The sequence below is a fragment of the Pseudoalteromonas sp. CO109Y genome, from assembly GCF_004208935.1.
Taxonomy (GTDB): Bacteria; Pseudomonadota; Gammaproteobacteria; order Enterobacterales; family Alteromonadaceae; genus Pseudoalteromonas; species Pseudoalteromonas shioyasakiensis.
This window is the reverse complement of the sequence record NZ_SGPD01000043.1, coordinates 1-16,857: the sequence shown is the minus strand read 5'-3', so window position 1 is coordinate 16,857 and position 16,857 is coordinate 1. Positions and strand designations below refer to the sequence as shown.

At 41.6% G+C, this 16,857-nt stretch carries 9 protein-coding genes; 3 read left to right on the top strand and 6 right to left on the bottom strand.

Annotated features, from left to right (window positions below):
* Positions 1–105 precede the first annotated feature (105 nt).
* Complete coding sequence (locus tag EXT43_RS20015; RefSeq protein ID WP_062564686.1) at positions 106–1,326, top strand: EAL domain-containing response regulator; 1,221 nt, start codon at positions 106–108, stop codon at positions 1,324–1,326.
* Here the strand turns inward: EXT43_RS20015 and EXT43_RS20010 are convergent.
* Entirely contained in the window at positions 1,323–2,387 is a 1,065-nt protein-coding gene (locus EXT43_RS20010; protein WP_130167774.1) for a hemolysin family protein, read from the bottom strand. The two genes, EXT43_RS20015 and EXT43_RS20010, sit on opposite strands and share 4 nt — an antisense overlap.
* A gap of 144 nt (positions 2,388–2,531) precedes the next feature.
* Between EXT43_RS20010 and EXT43_RS20005 the strand changes: the two genes are divergently transcribed.
* Positions 2,532–5,027, top strand: a complete 2,496-nt coding sequence (locus EXT43_RS20005; protein ID WP_130167773.1) for a S9 family peptidase — start codon at positions 2,532–2,534, stop codon at positions 5,025–5,027.
* Between the two features lie 165 nt (positions 5,028–5,192).
* The gene (locus EXT43_RS20000; protein ID WP_062564684.1) at positions 5,193–5,897 is read left to right on the top strand and encodes a response regulator transcription factor; all 705 of its coding nucleotides are present in this window, start codon (positions 5,193–5,195) and stop codon (positions 5,895–5,897) included.
* Between the two features lie 8 nt (positions 5,898–5,905).
* Here EXT43_RS20000 and EXT43_RS19995 read toward each other — a convergent pair whose 3' ends face one another.
* From EXT43_RS19995 to EXT43_RS19975, 5 genes are all read right to left on the bottom strand, one after another.
* Positions 5,906–7,417 carry a YifB family Mg chelatase-like AAA ATPase gene (locus tag EXT43_RS19995; RefSeq protein WP_130167788.1) on the bottom strand — a complete coding sequence of 504 codons (1,512 nt, stop codon included), beginning with the start codon at positions 7,415–7,417 and terminating at the stop codon, positions 5,906–5,908.
* A gap of 38 nt (positions 7,418–7,455) precedes the next feature.
* Positions 7,456–8,070 (bottom strand): trimeric intracellular cation channel family protein, encoded by a 615-nt coding sequence (locus EXT43_RS19990; protein ID WP_130167772.1) that lies wholly within the window; start codon positions 8,068–8,070, stop codon positions 7,456–7,458.
* Between the two features lie 70 nt (positions 8,071–8,140).
* On the bottom strand, positions 8,141–8,512 hold the full coding sequence (locus EXT43_RS19985) for a hypothetical protein (RefSeq protein WP_062564682.1): 372 nt from the start codon (positions 8,510–8,512) through the stop codon (positions 8,141–8,143).
* A gap of 53 nt (positions 8,513–8,565) precedes the next feature.
* On the bottom strand, positions 8,566–12,069 hold the full coding sequence (locus tag EXT43_RS19980; RefSeq protein ID WP_130167771.1) for a hypothetical protein: 3,504 nt from the start codon (positions 12,067–12,069) through the stop codon (positions 8,566–8,568).
* Between the two features lie 296 nt (positions 12,070–12,365).
* Entirely contained in the window at positions 12,366–16,352 is a 3,987-nt protein-coding gene (locus EXT43_RS19975) for a two-component regulator propeller domain-containing protein (protein ID WP_130167770.1), read from the bottom strand.
* Positions 16,353–16,857 lie beyond the last annotated feature (505 nt).

Genomic DNA, 16,857 nt, shown 5'->3' with positions numbered 1-16,857 from the left:
GGTACAAGGAGGTATATTTTTCGCACCACAAAACAAGCAAAAAACATGACGAAATACCGTTTATCTACTACTTTTAACTATAGCGTTCTTGTTCATGGAGTGAATATGGTGAAGTCAAATAGACACATTCTCGTAGTGGATGACTCAAAAGCCATCCTGATTGTTATGCATGCCATTTTGAATGAGCTTGAGGTTCCGCACATCACAACCTGCCTAAGTGCAGAAGAAGCTTTAGAAAAAATTAAAAAAGCACCTCGATTCTTTGATGCAATTTTTACCGACCTTAATATGCCAGATATGGATGGTATGGAGCTTATTCGCCACTTAGGTGCCATGAAGTACCAAGGTGCAATTGCCATTATTTCTGAGATGGATCCTAAAGTTATAGACCTTGCCGCAGACCTTGCTCGTAAGCATAACGCTCACTTAATTGGTAACGTCACTAAACCCGTGCAACTTAATCAAGTGTATTTACTACTGCAAAAGCTTGAGCACTTTGCTATTCATGTTGAGCGTACAAAAACCCCTATTTCTGAGTCGCTGTTACTACATGCCATCAGTCATAATGAAATTATTCCGTTTTATCAACCTAAGATAAATCGCCACGATAATCGGGTTGAAAGTATTGAGGTGCTTGCCCGTATCAACACAAGCCAAGAAGAGGAAATTATCTTACCGGAGCGCTTCATTTGTATCGCTGAAGACCTAGATTTAATAAACCTTATTACTTTTCAATTATTTGAAAAAGCCACTAACGATTTTGCAGAAATCAAAGAGCAGTTTGATCCCAACTTAAAACTGGCGTTTAACTTATCCCCTTCGCAACTCGAGGACTTAAGCTGCCCAGATAAACTGGCTTTAATACTGCACCTTAACAATCTAACACCCAGTGAAGTGATTTTAGAAATTACCGAACAGTATGCTCTTCGCAGCACTGCACAACTCGAAACACTCAACCGTTTACGAATGCGCGGTTTTGGTATTTCACTTGATGACTTTGGGACTGGCTTTACCAATGTTCAGCAGCTAAAAACGCTGCCGTTTACCGAAATTAAGATCGATCGCACCCTGATCAGTAATATTGAAACCGATCAGTTTTCCCAGGTGATTGTTAGTAGCTTGGTGAATATAGCGATACAAGAAGATCTCGCTATTGTGGCCGAAGGGATTGAGCGAGTTGAAGAGCTTGAATACCTCGACCGCTACAAAGAGTTTATTTTAATGCAGGGCTTTTTGCTGTGCCGCCCGAAAGCTAAAGAAGACTTTTTAAATTGGTCACTTTCATGGCGGCAAATGGTAAAAACCGCAGCAGGACATCGCCGCTAAGGTTTACGCTTATCGTCACTGACGATGGTATTGCTCGATTCTAAACGTTGTCGCCAACGCTGTTTGGCGACTTTTTGCATATTGGCTGATTGATCATGTTCATCAACAATTTCAAGCCCCATTAATGCTTCAATTAAATCTTCAAGAGTGACAATACCTTGTACATCACCATATTCATCAACTACTAAACAAATATGCGTGCGCTCAGACAGTAAGGTTTCGAGTAAAGTCGGCACATGCAAGGTTTCTGGTACGGTGTAAATAGGCTTAACAAGCTTGCTAATTTTATAGTCTTCACCTAAACGATGATATGCCAGCATAATGTCATTTTTGTGTGCAAAACCAATAATATCATCACCATTTTTGTCATAAACCAATACTCGAGAGAACGATGAAGAACCATGCTCCGCCAAGTATTGGTTTACTGTTAAGTCTTTATGTACTTTAAAAAGCACCGTACGTGGTGTCATTAAAGTATCGAGCTTGGCATGACGAAAGTGCAGCAAGCTGCGTATGATTTCAGATTCATCTTGCCCAAGCGCTCCAGACTCAGTACCAATATCAGCCATGGCTTCAATTTCTTGGCGAATATAGTAGGCTTCATCGTAATTACGCCCCAAAAAGCGCGTTAGAATATCTGCAAACCATACAAAAGGTTTTAGAATAAACACCAACCAAATTAGGCTCACACTAACAATGGGTGTTAATCCTCGCCAATAATTAGCCCCTAATGTTTTAGGTATAATTTCAGAAAGCACTAGTACCAATAGCGTCATAATTGCAGAGGCAACGCCAACCGCAGCATCTGAAAACACTACTGCAGCTTGTGCGCCAACGCCAGCGGCACCTGCTGTGTGCGCTATGGTATTTAACGTGAGTATTGCCGCCAACGGTTGGTCTATATTGTCTTTAAGCTTACCAACACGTTTTGCCAATTGTGGTTGTTGCTTTCTGAGCATGGCAACATAACTTGGCGTAATACTTAACAGTACCGCTTCCATCACTGAGCACAAAAACGAAACCGCAATGGCAACAAACATATAAACAAGTAACAATGTCACTGTAAGCCCTCTTAAAAAGTTAACCTGCTCACCATAGCAATTGAAAACCACAAGCTCAAACCCGACTGCAATCTAACGCAGAGCACTTTTTGGGTAATTTGCAGCGTGCTATATTGGTTTAAATTACCTTCAACAGGCGAAACTATGACACTTTCAACTACTTGGCTAAGCCAATCAGCCAAGCTAAAAACAACATTCAGTGCATTAGCGTTATGTGCGTTAAGTAATACAGCGATGGCCGCTGCCATTGATAAATCAGCGGTGCAATTTATTGGCCCTCTTGGCGAAGATATGCAACTTAAGCCATATCAAACGGATCATCGCGATGCCATTATTGCTAACCTATTACCTAGCTTGCAAAAAAGCAGCGATAGCATACGCGTTTTTGGTAATGAGCTTGACTGGCAATCATTCGACAAAGTGAGTGCGCTAACACTTGGTGGTTTGCAAGCACTCAAATTTACCGCCTCAACCGAACGTTTTAGCCAAGGCTCATTAACACTTAAAGGCATTGAAAACGCACAGCTATTTATTGATGGTGAAAAGCAAACAGAAAAAAATAAAAGCTATGAGCTAGCTTTAAGCCAAGGCGATCATCAGTTTGTTATCATCACTGAGCAAGTAGCCAACTGGAATGAGGTTGAGCTTGATTTTACGGCTAAGTCAGAACTAGATACTGTGCAATTTAGCGCTAAACAACAACACGGTTTGTCTGCTAAGCAATTATTTGATGCGCCAACAGTCAGTTATATTTCAATGGCACCAAATGGTGATTACTTCATTACTAGCCAACGTCATTACGAAGATGCAACCGCTAATCAAGCGCAATATGTTACTGAACTTAAAGACGAAAAAAACAATACACTTTATCGCTTTGAGTCAGCCCAACCAAGTAACATTACTTGGAGCCCAGATAGCAAAAGTTTAGTGTATCTATTAAATGGCGAGCTTAAGCGTTTAAACCTAAAAACCATGCAACTTAGCGTCATTGCTAAAAACCTCTCTGGTGCGAATAGCTTTCAGTTTTTTGATAACAACAGCTTAATTTTTAGTTGGTCAAAGTCCCCAACAGACAATGGCAAGCTCACTAAACATTACCAAGGCCTGCAAGACCGCTGGTCTTATGCTCGTACTACATCGCAAGTATATTTACTCGATATATCAACAGGTCTTAGCAAAATCTTAAGCCAAGGCCCACTTAGCCATTCACTTGAAGATTTTGATGCTAAAAGCGGTCACGTCTTAATGAGCCGCTCAGCACAAGCAATGCAGCTATCACCACAGCCAGCAACAGAACTTGTTGAGCTAAACCTAACTACATCGGCTCTTACGGTACTTGGTCAATACAAAACATTTAATCAGGCTAAATATACTGACGACGGAATTTATGTCACTGCCGGACCAGATTTTAATAACGGCTTAGGTCGTAACCTTCCTGAAGGGATGCTTGCTAATAACTATGATGGTCAACTTTATTTACTCAGCCGTGACGGTAAAAAAGCAACCCCTTTAAGTAAAGAGTTTAACCCGGCTATCGGCCAGTTAAACGTACTTAAAAACGGTGATGCACTGATTAAAGTTACCGAGCAAGATACTGTACAACTTTATCAATTCGACTTAAGCAAAAAGCGTTTTAATAAAGTGAATACGGGCTTTGATGTTGTTGAGCAAGTTAGCTATTCACACGAACGCACCCCGCGCATTTTGGTTACCGGCACCACAGCGTCAACACCTCAGCAGTTAAAACAACTAAGCTTAGGTAAGAGCCGCGCTAAAGTAATGTGGGACTCTAAGCCAATTGGCTATGAAAATACGCATGTAGCCTCATTGGAAGAGTTTAACTTTACTAATAAAGATGGCATTGAAATTAAGGGTCGCGTTTATTTACCGCATGATTTAGATAGCAATAAACAATACCCTGCATTGGTTTATTATTATGGTGGCACTTCGCCAGTAACTCGTGGTTTTACCGGTCGCTACCCATTTAACCTATGGGCTGAGCATGGCTATGTTGTTTACGTTGTACAACCTACTGGCGCAACCGGCTTTGGCCAAGAGTTCTCGGCTAAACACGTCAACGCATGGGGTGAATACACCGCCAACGACATCATCGACGGCACAAAAGCTTTTTTAGATAAATATAACTTTGTAGATAGTAAGCGTGTAGGTAATTTAGGGGCCTCTTACGGTGGCTTTATGACCATGCTACTCGCAACTAAAACAGATATGTTCAGTGCATCGATTGCCCATGCAGGGATTTCAAATATCACCTCGTACTGGGGCCAAGGTTGGTGGGGTTACTTATACTCAGCTGAGGCATCTAAAAATAGCTACCCGTGGAACAATCCTACACTTTATAGCCAACACAGCCCGGTGTTTCATGCTGACAAAGTAACAACGCCGTTATTACTCCTTCATGGTGATTCGGATACCAACGTACCGGTTGGTGAAAGCCACAATATGTACACCGCATTAAAGTTATTAGGTAAAGATGTTGACCTGATTGAGTACAAAGGTGCAGATCACCAAATTTTTGCTCGTGATAAACGCTTCGACTGGTGGAATACCATGTTGGCTTATTTCGATAAAAACTTAAAAGATCAGCCACAATGGTGGCAATACCTTTATCCTGAAAAGTAGTTTAATCACTTGGCTGAGTACTGTGCGAGTGCTCAGCTTTCACCCTTTTCAACTATAGCTAAGCCATTAAATTGTAAGAAATAGTTACAAACCTCGCCAATACACTTCTCAGCCTTTGCCATACAGTGCTAACATAACAACAAATCAAGTGTGAAATTAAAGCGAATGACTATTCAAGTTTTATTGGTTGAAGACGACGAACTACTCGTTAAACGCATTCTAAATCATTTTAAAGAAACTGAGTTTAATATTGAGGTAGATTCAACGGGGGCCGATGCATTAAGCATTGTGCAATCGCGTGCTTCAACTAAAGAAGCAGTTTCTCTAGCCGTTATCGACATTGTGTTACCAAAACGCGATGGGCTTTTGCTTGCCAAAGAACTTAATGCACTGACTGATATTGGCGTTATTGTGCTGTCTAGTCGTGACTCGCAAGCTGACCGTATTGCTGGTCTTGCACAAGGTGCCGATGACTATATTTGCAAGCCGGTTGACTTACTTGAACTTGAACTTCGAATGCGCGCTCTTTTTAAGCGCATAAAAGGCTCTCAGCAAGATGATGAGAGTGAAGAGTTTATTGAATATGCCGATTTTAAACTGCACCCAGATAACCGCACATTAGTGACCCCTAATGGTGAAGAGTCTCGTCTTACCGAAGCAGAGCACAAGGTACTTATTTGCCTTATTGCAAATGCGGGTAAAGCGACATCGCGTGAAAAAATTTCCGAAGAAATAGGTCAACCAGATTGGAGCCCAAGCGATCGAACCGTTGATGTGCTTATTGGCCGCTTACGTAAAAAATTAAGCGATGAAAAAGACCAAAAACGTATCGTTACCGTTCGCGGCAAAGGCTACATGCTGTCTATTTAGCAAGCTTACTAATACTGCGTTAATTGGCTAATTAACCGTTCAAAGGCGCGATAATTCAACGCCTCTTTTAATTCATTTAAGGTAATTGCTGGCTGTGCTTTCAAGTCGCTAATTGTGCGTGCAACTTTAATAACACGATGATACGAGCGTGGTGACAAAGCCAGCTTTTCGCTGGCTTTTGCTAAAAACTGCAGCTCAGCAGCTGCCAACTCACAATGAATGCTCATTTCTTTATTATTCAAGCGCGCATTCACTTTGCCTTGCCGGTTAAGTTGAATTGCATAAGCTCTTTCAACTCTGGCTCTTACTTGTTCACTGCTTTCTTCTACTTGCGTGCTCTGTAATTGGCTACTGGTGAGTCTCGGCAGCTCAATTTGTAAATCAATCCTATCGATAAATGGTCCAGATACTCGAGATAAATACCGCAATACTTGATCTGGCGTTGCACGCTTATCTGTATGGCTTCCTGTAGGGCTTGGATTTAATGCGGCGATCAGCTGGAATTGCGATGGAAATTCCATTTGTCGTGCCGCTCGCGATATAGTCACCACGCCCGTTTCCATTGGTTCACGCAGTGAATCGAGCACCTTTCTCTCAAATTCGGGCAGCTCGTCTAAAAACAATACGCCATTATGAGCAAGAGAAATTTCCCCCGGTTTAGGATTCGAAGAGCCACCAACAAGGGCAACAGCAGAGCAAGTATGATGTGGATTTCTGAAGGGGCGTTCACGCCAATTCGATAAATCAACCGATTGACCAATTATCGAATATAACGCGGCAGTACTAATTGCTTCATCATCCGACATGGTTGGCATAATCGTAGGCATACGCTGGGCAAGCATTGACTTGCCAGTACCTGGAGGGCCAATAAACAATAAATTATGGCCACCAGCGGCTGCTATTTCGAGTACCCTTTTGGCGCCAGGTTGGCCTTTCACATCACTTAAATCGAGTAGCAAGTCACGCTGCGACTGCTGCTCTGGATAACAAATATTAAGTGGCAGAGGTTGCTGATTTAATAAGTCATTCCAAACATCTTGTAAGGAGTAAACGGCTTTTCGAGAAACGCCCGACACAAGACTTGCGAGATTGTCGTTTTCAGCGGGTAAGAAACAACAGCGACCCTGCTCTTTCGCTCCTAACACCGAAGGCAAGATAGCATTAACCCCTCTTACCTCACCATTTAAAGCCAACTCTCCGTAAAACTCATAACGATGAATATCAGGGCAGTTTATTTGCCCAGAGGCAACTAAAATCCCCACAGCAATAGCCAGATCAAAACGACCACCTTCTTTAGGTAAATCAGCAGGCGCAAGGTTGACGGTTATTCGTTGATCTGGAAAACCAAACTGAGAGTTTTCGAGTGCGCTACGCACTCTATCTTTTGACTCTTTGACTGACGCTTCAGGTAAGCCAACGATATGAAAAGCGGGCAAGCCATTTCCTAAGTGTACTTCTACAATCACTTCAGGAGCTTGCACACCCACTTGTGCACGAGAAAATATTCTAGCTAAAGACACGATCCATGATGTCCCTATCATTCATCCTTAAATTAAGTTTAGTCGGGATATTTAAAAACGTGTAATGTCAGTTGCCATTTCATTGCAGCTAAACGCAGTAATAAGGTCATAAGCATAGCTAATATCATAGCTACTTCAGTCACTAAACCCAACGAGATACTTAATGTATAAACAATGCCACCAGCGATACAAGCAATGGCATAGAGCTCGCCCTTTAATAGCATCGGCATATTTCCAGCCAGCACATCGCGGATAACACCGCCAAAACAGGCTGTTATTACACCCATGATAATCGCGGTGGTATCTGGCATACCTGCTAGCATGGCTTTTTGTGTGCCCATCACCGCAAAAAATGCCAAACCGAAAGCATCTGCCACTTGCAGCGCATTAAGTGAAATAGAACGCTGCTTATTGATTAATCGAGTGGTGACAAATACAGACAATAAAATAGCCCAAAAGTAGCTTTGATCATGTAGCCAAAATACAGGAACATCTAAAATAACGTCGCGCACAGTCCCACCGCCAATAGCAGTGACTGTGGCTAACACAACAACCCCAAAGCCATCCATTTTTTTGTTGTACGCCAGTAGCGTTCCAGAAACTGCAAACACGGCTACGCCGAATAAATCAAACCAATGGTAAAGTTCAGTCATGTTTGTAACTAAAAAGTAATGTTAGTGCCGTTGTAACATAAACTTTTCAATCTTTTAAGCGAAGTTTCTATTACTCGCCTTTTTCGACCAGCTCAATAAACTTTAAACTCTGCATCATAACGCTGTCTGCAAGTGTGGAGTCTGAAAAGTAAGATTCCTTCTCAGTGGCTTTACTTGGCGCAGCTAATAAGATGTTGTAATCATCTTCTAACTCAACCCATAAGCTTCGTTCTTGAGCATTTAATTGCGCATGTTTCTTACGAACATTGTCGGCTTCATAAAATGCCTCTTGTGCTTTTAAGAATGCATCTTGTGACTCTTCGCTCATATCTTCACTTGAAAACAAGCTATTACTTAAATCACTAATGTCTTCTTGCATTGCATCCATCGTTTGGCACCCACTAAGGGTAAGAAGTAATACTGAGAAATATAACGCTTTCATAAACTAACTCCTCAAAAAAGCCCAGTAGCATTGCTGCTACTGGGCTCAGAAAATTACTGCTTAATTAAACTGCCCGATACAAAAGTGTGTAACTCGGGATCATCATTATCATCGTAGGTTTCAGGTACTTCGAAACCTAGCGTTGCTACACTAAAACCACCTTCAATGGTTATTACGGGTGTCATAGTCACACCATAGCCATAATTTTGCGTAGCTGTTGGTTCGCTATACATCATCAAGGACCCAAGATCTAATGCCCACTCTGCTGAGCGTACTTCACCATCTAACTCAAATGTTGCAGTACCATCATTACTTATAACGACATTAGAGGTTTCTAAACCACTGCCATCATCAGCCATAAAGGTAAATACATGTGAGCCAATAAGATCTGCTTCAGTGAAAGCTGCTTGATCAATAACTCGTGTAACGCGTTCGAAGAGGCCAAAATCATCGCCGTCTTTGAACTGTATAAAGTTACCTTGTGGCTTCACAATAAAGTAAGGGTCAGCTAATTCAATTGGGTCACCATAGGTTTTTACATAGAAATCAACCACTACCTTTTGAGTTTCTGCATCATAGGTGTAGTAACCACCTGATATACCTAACTCATCAAACTCAGTATCATGAGCAAGCTCTAAGAAAGTGCCATCCTCTTTAAATACAGCAATGAAGAAATCTCCATCGTAAGAGCCATATGTATAACCCCCTATTAGCGGGTTTGATTCACTGTAGATTCTACTTAGCGTAATAATACCCTCACCTTCGATATCGAATGTCAGCGTATCTCCATCAACACTGGCAACAATACTGCCAGCATCATCTATACCGAAACTACCATTGGTATCTTTCGTAATAGTGACATCAAAAGCGCCTGTTGTTTCATCCCAAGTAAAGTCACCAATTTCAAAACCAGGGAATGCGGTATCATCATCAGGGTCGTCCATTCCTTGTATTTGTAACCATTTTCCATCACGAATAATTACCGCGACATCAGGCTCATCAGCAAGCTGCCAAGCCCCATCTAATGGATGATCCGTTGCTGGACGCTCTACAACAACTTGCTCTTCAGCCATTGCCTTATCAAAGTACCACGCTTGTTTAGCATCTTCAGTACAACTACCTGCTTGCTCATACACGCAAATAGTTAAGAAGTTTCGATCAAAGTCACTCACTTCAGCCTTCATGCTATCAAATAGTAATTTCCCTGACGCTAAACTGTAGTTGTATTGATTGACCACTCCAAGGTAAGTGAAGGTGATTTGATGGCTATACTCAGCCGTCATCTCATCATAAATAGTCGCTATTTTAATGGTTTCTACACCTAACTCTCTTGGTGAATAAAGTTCAATGTAGTTAGTTGTAATTGGGTAGCCATTATTATCAAAACTTGCGTTTTCTTCTAACCAATAGGGTGCGAATTTGGTTACCCCATACTCATCTGACACAGAGAAGTTACGCAGATGAGATGAATAATCTTCGACACGCTCCGAACCATCATAGTTAAAAAAGCGATATTTACGATAGGTAAAGTTTTGACCATTGTTAGTGGCTAATAATCGCTGCGAGAACTCACTGTATACTTGGCAAACTTCCCCTTCAGGACAAATTGGCTGAACACCATTGCTCGTAAAATAGTTATATCTTAAGAACACTCCCTCACTGCTTACTTGCCAAGAACGAAAGTTTTGATTCAGGTTAAAGTTCATTAAACCATCATCATACACATCATAGTGGAGGTCTGTTTGAGGTGAGTTATAGCCTTGGTAAACAGTCCATTTACCCAGTAGGTCTGGCTTAGTAAATGAAAGCTGATTATCTCTCACCATTAAACCTGTGACTGTACGTGAGCTATCGTCCGCTTTAGCTTCGAGTGATGCCGCAAATTGATAGCCCACTTGTACATTTTTAACGAGCCAAATAGCGATGTCGTAACTAATAGTTTCTGCATTATTGCTTATAAGCAGTCGATTCCCATCAACTTGCCAAGTCACACTAACAGGCGCGTTATCGTTATCAATGAGCGTTCCTGTTCCACCAGAAAGTAACTCAACACTTACTGCACTACTATATCCACCAAACTCGCTTAGGTTATCAATAACCCAATTACCAATAAGTTCATCAGCTGTCACAGCAAGTGTTTGCTGTTGTTCAATAAGGGTGGCGTTATAGTTCGATTCTGTAGTTCTATATACAACATCTGAACTGGTTATGCGTGTTTCGCTTTTACGGAAAAACTCAACCGTTCTGTTTGCATCGTTTTCAAGAAGAATAGTTAGGTCTAACTCAACTAAGTACTCACAAACATCTAGCTGTTCATCGTTTCCATCAGTAACCACAAAGCAACTCATTAATGCTGGCTCAGCCAAAGTAATTGTGATGTCTTGCTCTTGTTGCGACCAACTAAAGTCAGTATCAACATCCAGTAAACTGACATACCCGGTACCATCATTATTAAACTCAAACTGCCCAACTGAAGTTCGATAATATTGTGGCTGCATTAATAAATAGTTGCCGGTCAGATTATTGATTGTTTGATCAACGAGTTCATCATCATCTTTAATCTCTTCTTTTGTAGAGTCGATTAATCCTGGATCTTGGCTTTCAACTGTATTTATAAAATCATCAATTTGTTCAGCGCTAGATATTAAATCAAGGGTCGAATCGACACCCTCTGGTAGTTCATAGTCATCATTATCTACAATGATCTTAATTAACGCTGCAAGTAGCAGTTTTTCGTCAGCATCAACAGCGAGTAAAGCTTCATCTAATGCTTGTTCAGAATCGATGTTTGCACCGTCGCGGCTTAAAAGTGCAAACTCTGCAGTACTGACATTAGTAATGTTTACGCCAAAGTTTTCATCTTTGCTTAATGTGCCATCGGCTCCTGCTTGTGAAACAAGCGTTGCGATAGACTTCAGTTGGGATACAAATTCAACGCCCGGATCAATGGAGTTATTACCCAACGCCACCAGCTTAACCAGTTCATCAGCATCTGAGTCATCAACCTCAATGTTTACGCTATAGCGGCCTTGTGCATCAGCGGTAATCTCAAATTGTTCATCACCAATCTGCACCACAATACTTGAGTTGATAATCGGCTCATCGGTTACAATACCGGTGATCGTTACGCTGAGCACTTTACGTTTAAGCTCAATCGTTACTGTTGCTGTGGCGGTTGCACCATCATCATCGGTGACTGTCAGTGAAACAACGACATCTGCATCATCTTCGATCTCAGGCGCGGTGATCGTAAGTGTACTTGTATCGCTGCCGGTAAGTGTTAGATCTGGACCTGATGTTTGCTGCCATGCGTAACTTGCAATTGTGCCATCACTGTCTGTTGCTGTCGCTTGTAGGACTAATTCACCACCTTCTGTTACGCTGCTATCACTACTAATAGATACCGTGGGATTTTTGTTTGTAGCGACGGGAGGGGTATCATCATCGTCATCACCACCTCCACCGCCTCCACCACAAGCGGTTAAAGCGACAAGACTTGTCGCTAGTAATAATTGCTTTAGATACTTTATGGAATGAAAATTAGGGGGGCTCATCATGCTAATCCTTACATTGTGTGTTGTATTCCCCTAAAAAGAGGCAACTGCATGCACAGTTGCCATAACTCAAGGGAAGCAAAACCTATTTTGAACATGAATAAAGGCGGGATCTCAGTGTCGTCCTTAACCATAATCTGAATTCAGTCATGTTTGCCCGTCAAATATGAACACCCGAGATCCCATCAAAGCGGTTCATTTTACGTTAAGGTTCAAGGGTAGATTAGTTACAAGAAATAAGTATGCTGAATGCCGACAAAAATGTACTCAAATACGACATTTCAATAACAAACAACGAGTTATACATAATGGCATTGGTATTCTTTCGCCGTCATACCATATTTTGCTTTGAAAAATTTAGAAAAATACGAGCGTGACGAAAAGCCCACATCGTCTATTACTAAGCTTATTTGTCGCCCTTGTCTTAGTAATTCAGCAGCTTTACTCAGTCGATAATTACGCAAATACTCACTAGGAGTAATGTTTAATAGAACTTTTAACTTACGTTGTAATTGACGCTCACTAAGCGCTAATTCTTTCGCACAATTCACCATAGAGAAACCTTGTTGCTGGTAATGCTCAGCAACATACAACTCAAGCTTTTCAAGCAGCTGTTTGTCACGAGGATCAACCACAACCGGTTGCTTTGTCTCAACATGATCAGGCGCATCCATAGTTTGCTGTTGAGAATATAAATTGACCCAATGTATCCAATTCTCAACCTTTAAAAAAAGCTCTTCTCTATCAAATGGTTTTGTGATCACATCTAGCGCATGCTGTTGCAAACTACTTACTCGGGTTTCATAGTCTCCCTTGGCGGTCAAAATAATCACCGGAATATGACAAGTAACGGGCGAATTATGTAATGAATCTAAAACAGTAAAGCCATCGACTTTTGGCATCATTAGATCAGTAATAATTAAATCTGGTACTTGGCTCAGCGCTATTTGCAAACCGATCTGACCATCTTCAGCTAATAATACTTGATAGCGGTGCTGTAACTCTGTTTTTAGGTAATGACGTAGCTCGTCATTATCTTCAATAATTAATACACTCGCTTTGTCATGACTCACTTTTGATTTTAGGCTTGTACTATCAACAGGAACTTGCTCTGCAAATTGTGCTGTTTTAAATGCGAGTTTAAAGTTAGTTCCTTCTCCTAAACGACTTGCCAACACAATATTGCCTTTGTATTTATCGACCAGACGTTTAACGATAGCTAAACCTACGCCACTGCCTTCTACATTTGCATGACTACTTACTCTGTAGAAAGTATCAAACACCTTGTCTTTTTCAGCGTCTGCGATGCCTTTACCTGTGTCTGTTACTTCTATGTAGGCAAACTCACCTGATGCGCTTACGATTAAGCTGACTTGGCCTTGCTGAGTATATTTAAAAGCATTGCTTAATAGATTAGTAAGAATCGTGATCACCCCTTCTCGGGTGCTTTCAATAAATACAGCCTCTTCAATATCAACCTTAAAGTCGATAGGCTTTTCACCTAATACAGCAAACTGCCCCGCGACCTCTCTGGCTATTGCCGATAATGATACAACTTTAATAATCTCTTCATGACGCTCATCATAGCGAGTCAAGGTTAGTAGCTTATCGACCAAGTTTTCTAAACGCCGGCTATTACGCAATACCAAATTCAGTTGCTCACGCTTTTCAGTATTTCGCTCATCTGCTATGAGCTTTTGCAACGGCGCAATTAACAAACTCAAAGGAGTACGTAATTCATGGGATGCATGTGTGAAAAAACGCACTTTATTTTCGAGTGAGTCACTCAGAGCGTCAGCTTGCTGTTCGATTAGCATTTTTTGCTCTGCGATTTCGTCAGTGCGTTCGCTAACAAGTTGCTCCAGATAATATTTTTGTTTGCGTATACGGCGAGTCCAAAGCACTGTGAATAACCACACCATAGCCAAAATCAGCATAGCTGCTAGCAAATAAAACTCACTTGTTTGCCACCAAGGCGCAAGAACCGTTATGTTTAACAGTAATGGGGTGAGCGCATTTGCCCCATTTTCACTACTAGCATTAACTTTCAACTGATATTTACCAGCAGGAAGATTAGTGTAGTCAACAGATAAAAACGACCCTGTAGCTTTTCGCCATTGCTGTTCAAAGCCTGCTAACTGATAGGAGTACTGGTTAGTCTGTGGCTCAGAGTAGTGTAGGTAACCAATCTGAAAATGAACCCGTTTAATTCCCGCAGGAATAGTCACTGAACGGCTTTTTTCTATTTGGTATAAACTGCCTAAACGGCTGACTCCCTGATTTACCACATCCTCATCATCAAACTGCAAACTAGTGAGTGCTAATTGCCCGCCAATAGTATTAACTTCAAGGTCAGCAGGATTAATGACACTAACCCCTTGAGTGCCACCAAACATCAAACGGCCATCACGGGTTTTTAAATAAGCACCGGCATTAAATTCATTACCTTGTAAGCCATGTCGAGCTTTATAATTTTTTATGCTCATGGTTGCAGGGTCTATTTTAGCGAGGCCGTTGTTAGTACTTAGCCAGACCCTATCTTCATTGTCTTTTAACAACGCATAAACGACTTGATTAGGAAGGCCTTGAGCGACATTAAGCTGAAGAACTTGCTGGTTGCTCAAATCAATAATATTTAAGCCGTTCGATGTTGCGAGCCACATTTGCTGATCAATTTTTAAAAACGCTCGCACTGTATTATCAGATAAAGCCAAGTCGCCTTTGCGATAATTAGTGAGGGTATCGGTTGCAGCGTTATAGTGATAAGCCCCATCACCATCTGTGCCTATCCACAGATCTGCTTGCGAGCTTTTGTATAAACTCGTCACCCGCGCCGTTGGAATTACAAGTTGTGTATTCGCTACAGGCTGCGCAAAACTAATAAATTTGCCGCGCTGCCTATCAAAGCAAAACAACCCCCCTCCATTAGTGCCGACCCAAACATTATTTTTCTCATCGACTAAAAGGGCATATATACTGTTTTCAGTTAAGCCATGCTCTCCTTCACCTGCTCGAAAGTGACTGATGCTGCCATCGTTATGCAAAACATCAATCCCTTGCTGCCAACTGCCAATCCATATATCGCCATTACGATCTTCGGCGATGGCTTTAATTGCATTGCTACTGATTGAATACGGTGAACTTTCGGTGGTTATGCGATCTAAACGATTTAATTGCTGATCAAGAATATCGATACCGCCACCCCAGCTGCCATACCAAATACGTTGCTTTGAGTCTTCAAATAACGCCCACGCATCGTTACTTGAAAGTGACGTTGGCTTTTTTAACTTACTAAATTGCAATGATGCTGGGTCGAGCTTACTGATCCCATGTGCAGTACCAAACCACATGATGTCACTACTGTCTCGGTAGATACTATATACCCGGTCATGAGCAAGACTATATTTATCAAACGGGTCATGCGCTAAAACAATGAAGCTTGCATCAATAGGGTCGTAAACATTAATTCCGCCACCTCGCGTTGCTAGCCAAACTCGGCCTTGGCTATCAAACTCAATATCACGAATCTCATTACTACTAAGCCCAGAATTATCATCATTAGAAGTCAACCACTGCGTTATTGTTTTGGTGCTTAGCTCAATCTTATACAAACCGCCGCCCTGACTTGCCAACCAAATACTGCCATCAGCGGCCTGTTTGATAGCAAAGACACTAGCATGAATGTTTACTGGCTCAGCAAAGCCAGAAAAAACAGTATTAATTTGTTGTTTATTAATAAGATCATAATGAAGTAACCCAGCACCATGCGTTCCTATCCAAAGTATGTCAGCGATTTTTGATAGCGCATAAATAGGTTTTTTTAACCCTGTTATTAAGGTTTCAAGTTGCTCTGTTCGCTTATCGTAACGAAACAGGCTGCCGTCGTAAGTGCCAATATAAACTTGCTGTTGCGCCACCAATAAACTGGTAATGCGGCGCTCTTTTAAAAGCGGCTCAGAAAATTGATAATTATGTAATGCGAGTTGGTTTACACCACTATTTCGAGTGCCTATAAACAGCGTTGACTCGTTGTCTATTGCCAATGGGTAAATATAGTTATTCGCTAGACTATTCGTCTCATCAGAGGCAGTGAATACAGTAAACTCATTACCATCAAAACGGTTTAAACCTGCCTGTGTTGAAATCCAGATAAAACCTTGCTGGTCTTGAACAATATCAAAGACAACACTTTGCGATAGACCATCATCAATATCGTAGTTTTGAAATGCACACAAAGCTGAAGGTAAAAACAGAAGTGCTAACAGCGCAATTAAAAAACGGATCATCCCTAAATCTACACATTTATTATTAGTTATTAATCAAGCGTAGTTCAGTTCAGCTAACATTCATAATCATTTCCCAATTTAGGGATGAATAACCAAGATAGATATCAAGGGGTTGGATTTAGATGCGAGTTAGCGAGTTAGCGAGTTAGCGAGTTAGCGAGTTAGCGAGTTAGCGAGTTAGCGAGTTAGCGAGTTAGCGGGGTAAAGGTGCTAGGTGCTAGGTTCTAGGTCAAGCCTATCGCTCTGATCAACTGACGTCTGACGGCTGAAAGCTGATAGCTCTGTTTATGTTGGGTTTCGCTGCGCTCAAACCAACCTACCCGTAGAATTAACGGGTGAATTTTGAGGGCGAACCGACGACCTTCGGGCTCTGAACCTGAATTTCAGGCATAAAAAAACACGCTTTCGCGTGCCTATTATATAATTTCAGTTGGTTGCGGGAGCCGGATTTGAACCGACGACCTTCGGGTTATGAGCCCGACGAGCTACCAGGCTGCTCCATCCC

Excerpts from the sequence above, each read along its gene's own strand:
- EXT43_RS19990 (WP_130167772.1), bottom strand. The coding sequence starts at position 8,070 with ATGACTGAACTTTACCATTGGTTTGATTTATTCGGCGTAGCCGTGTTT.
- EXT43_RS20015 (WP_062564686.1), top strand. The coding sequence starts at position 106 with ATGGTGAAGTCAAATAGACACATTCTCGTAGTGGATGACTCAAAAGCC.
- EXT43_RS20005 (WP_130167773.1), top strand. The coding sequence starts at position 2,532 with ATGACACTTTCAACTACTTGGCTAAGCCAATCAGCCAAGCTAAAAACA.
- EXT43_RS19975 (WP_130167770.1), bottom strand. The coding sequence starts at position 16,352 with ATGATCCGTTTTTTAATTGCGCTGTTAGCACTTCTGTTTTTACCTTCA.
- EXT43_RS20000 (WP_062564684.1), top strand. The coding sequence starts at position 5,193 with ATGACTATTCAAGTTTTATTGGTTGAAGACGACGAACTACTCGTTAAA.
- EXT43_RS19980 (WP_130167771.1), bottom strand. The coding sequence starts at position 12,069 with ATGATGAGCCCCCCTAATTTTCATTCCATAAAGTATCTAAAGCAATTA.
- EXT43_RS19985 (WP_062564682.1), bottom strand. The coding sequence starts at position 8,512 with ATGAAAGCGTTATATTTCTCAGTATTACTTCTTACCCTTAGTGGGTGC.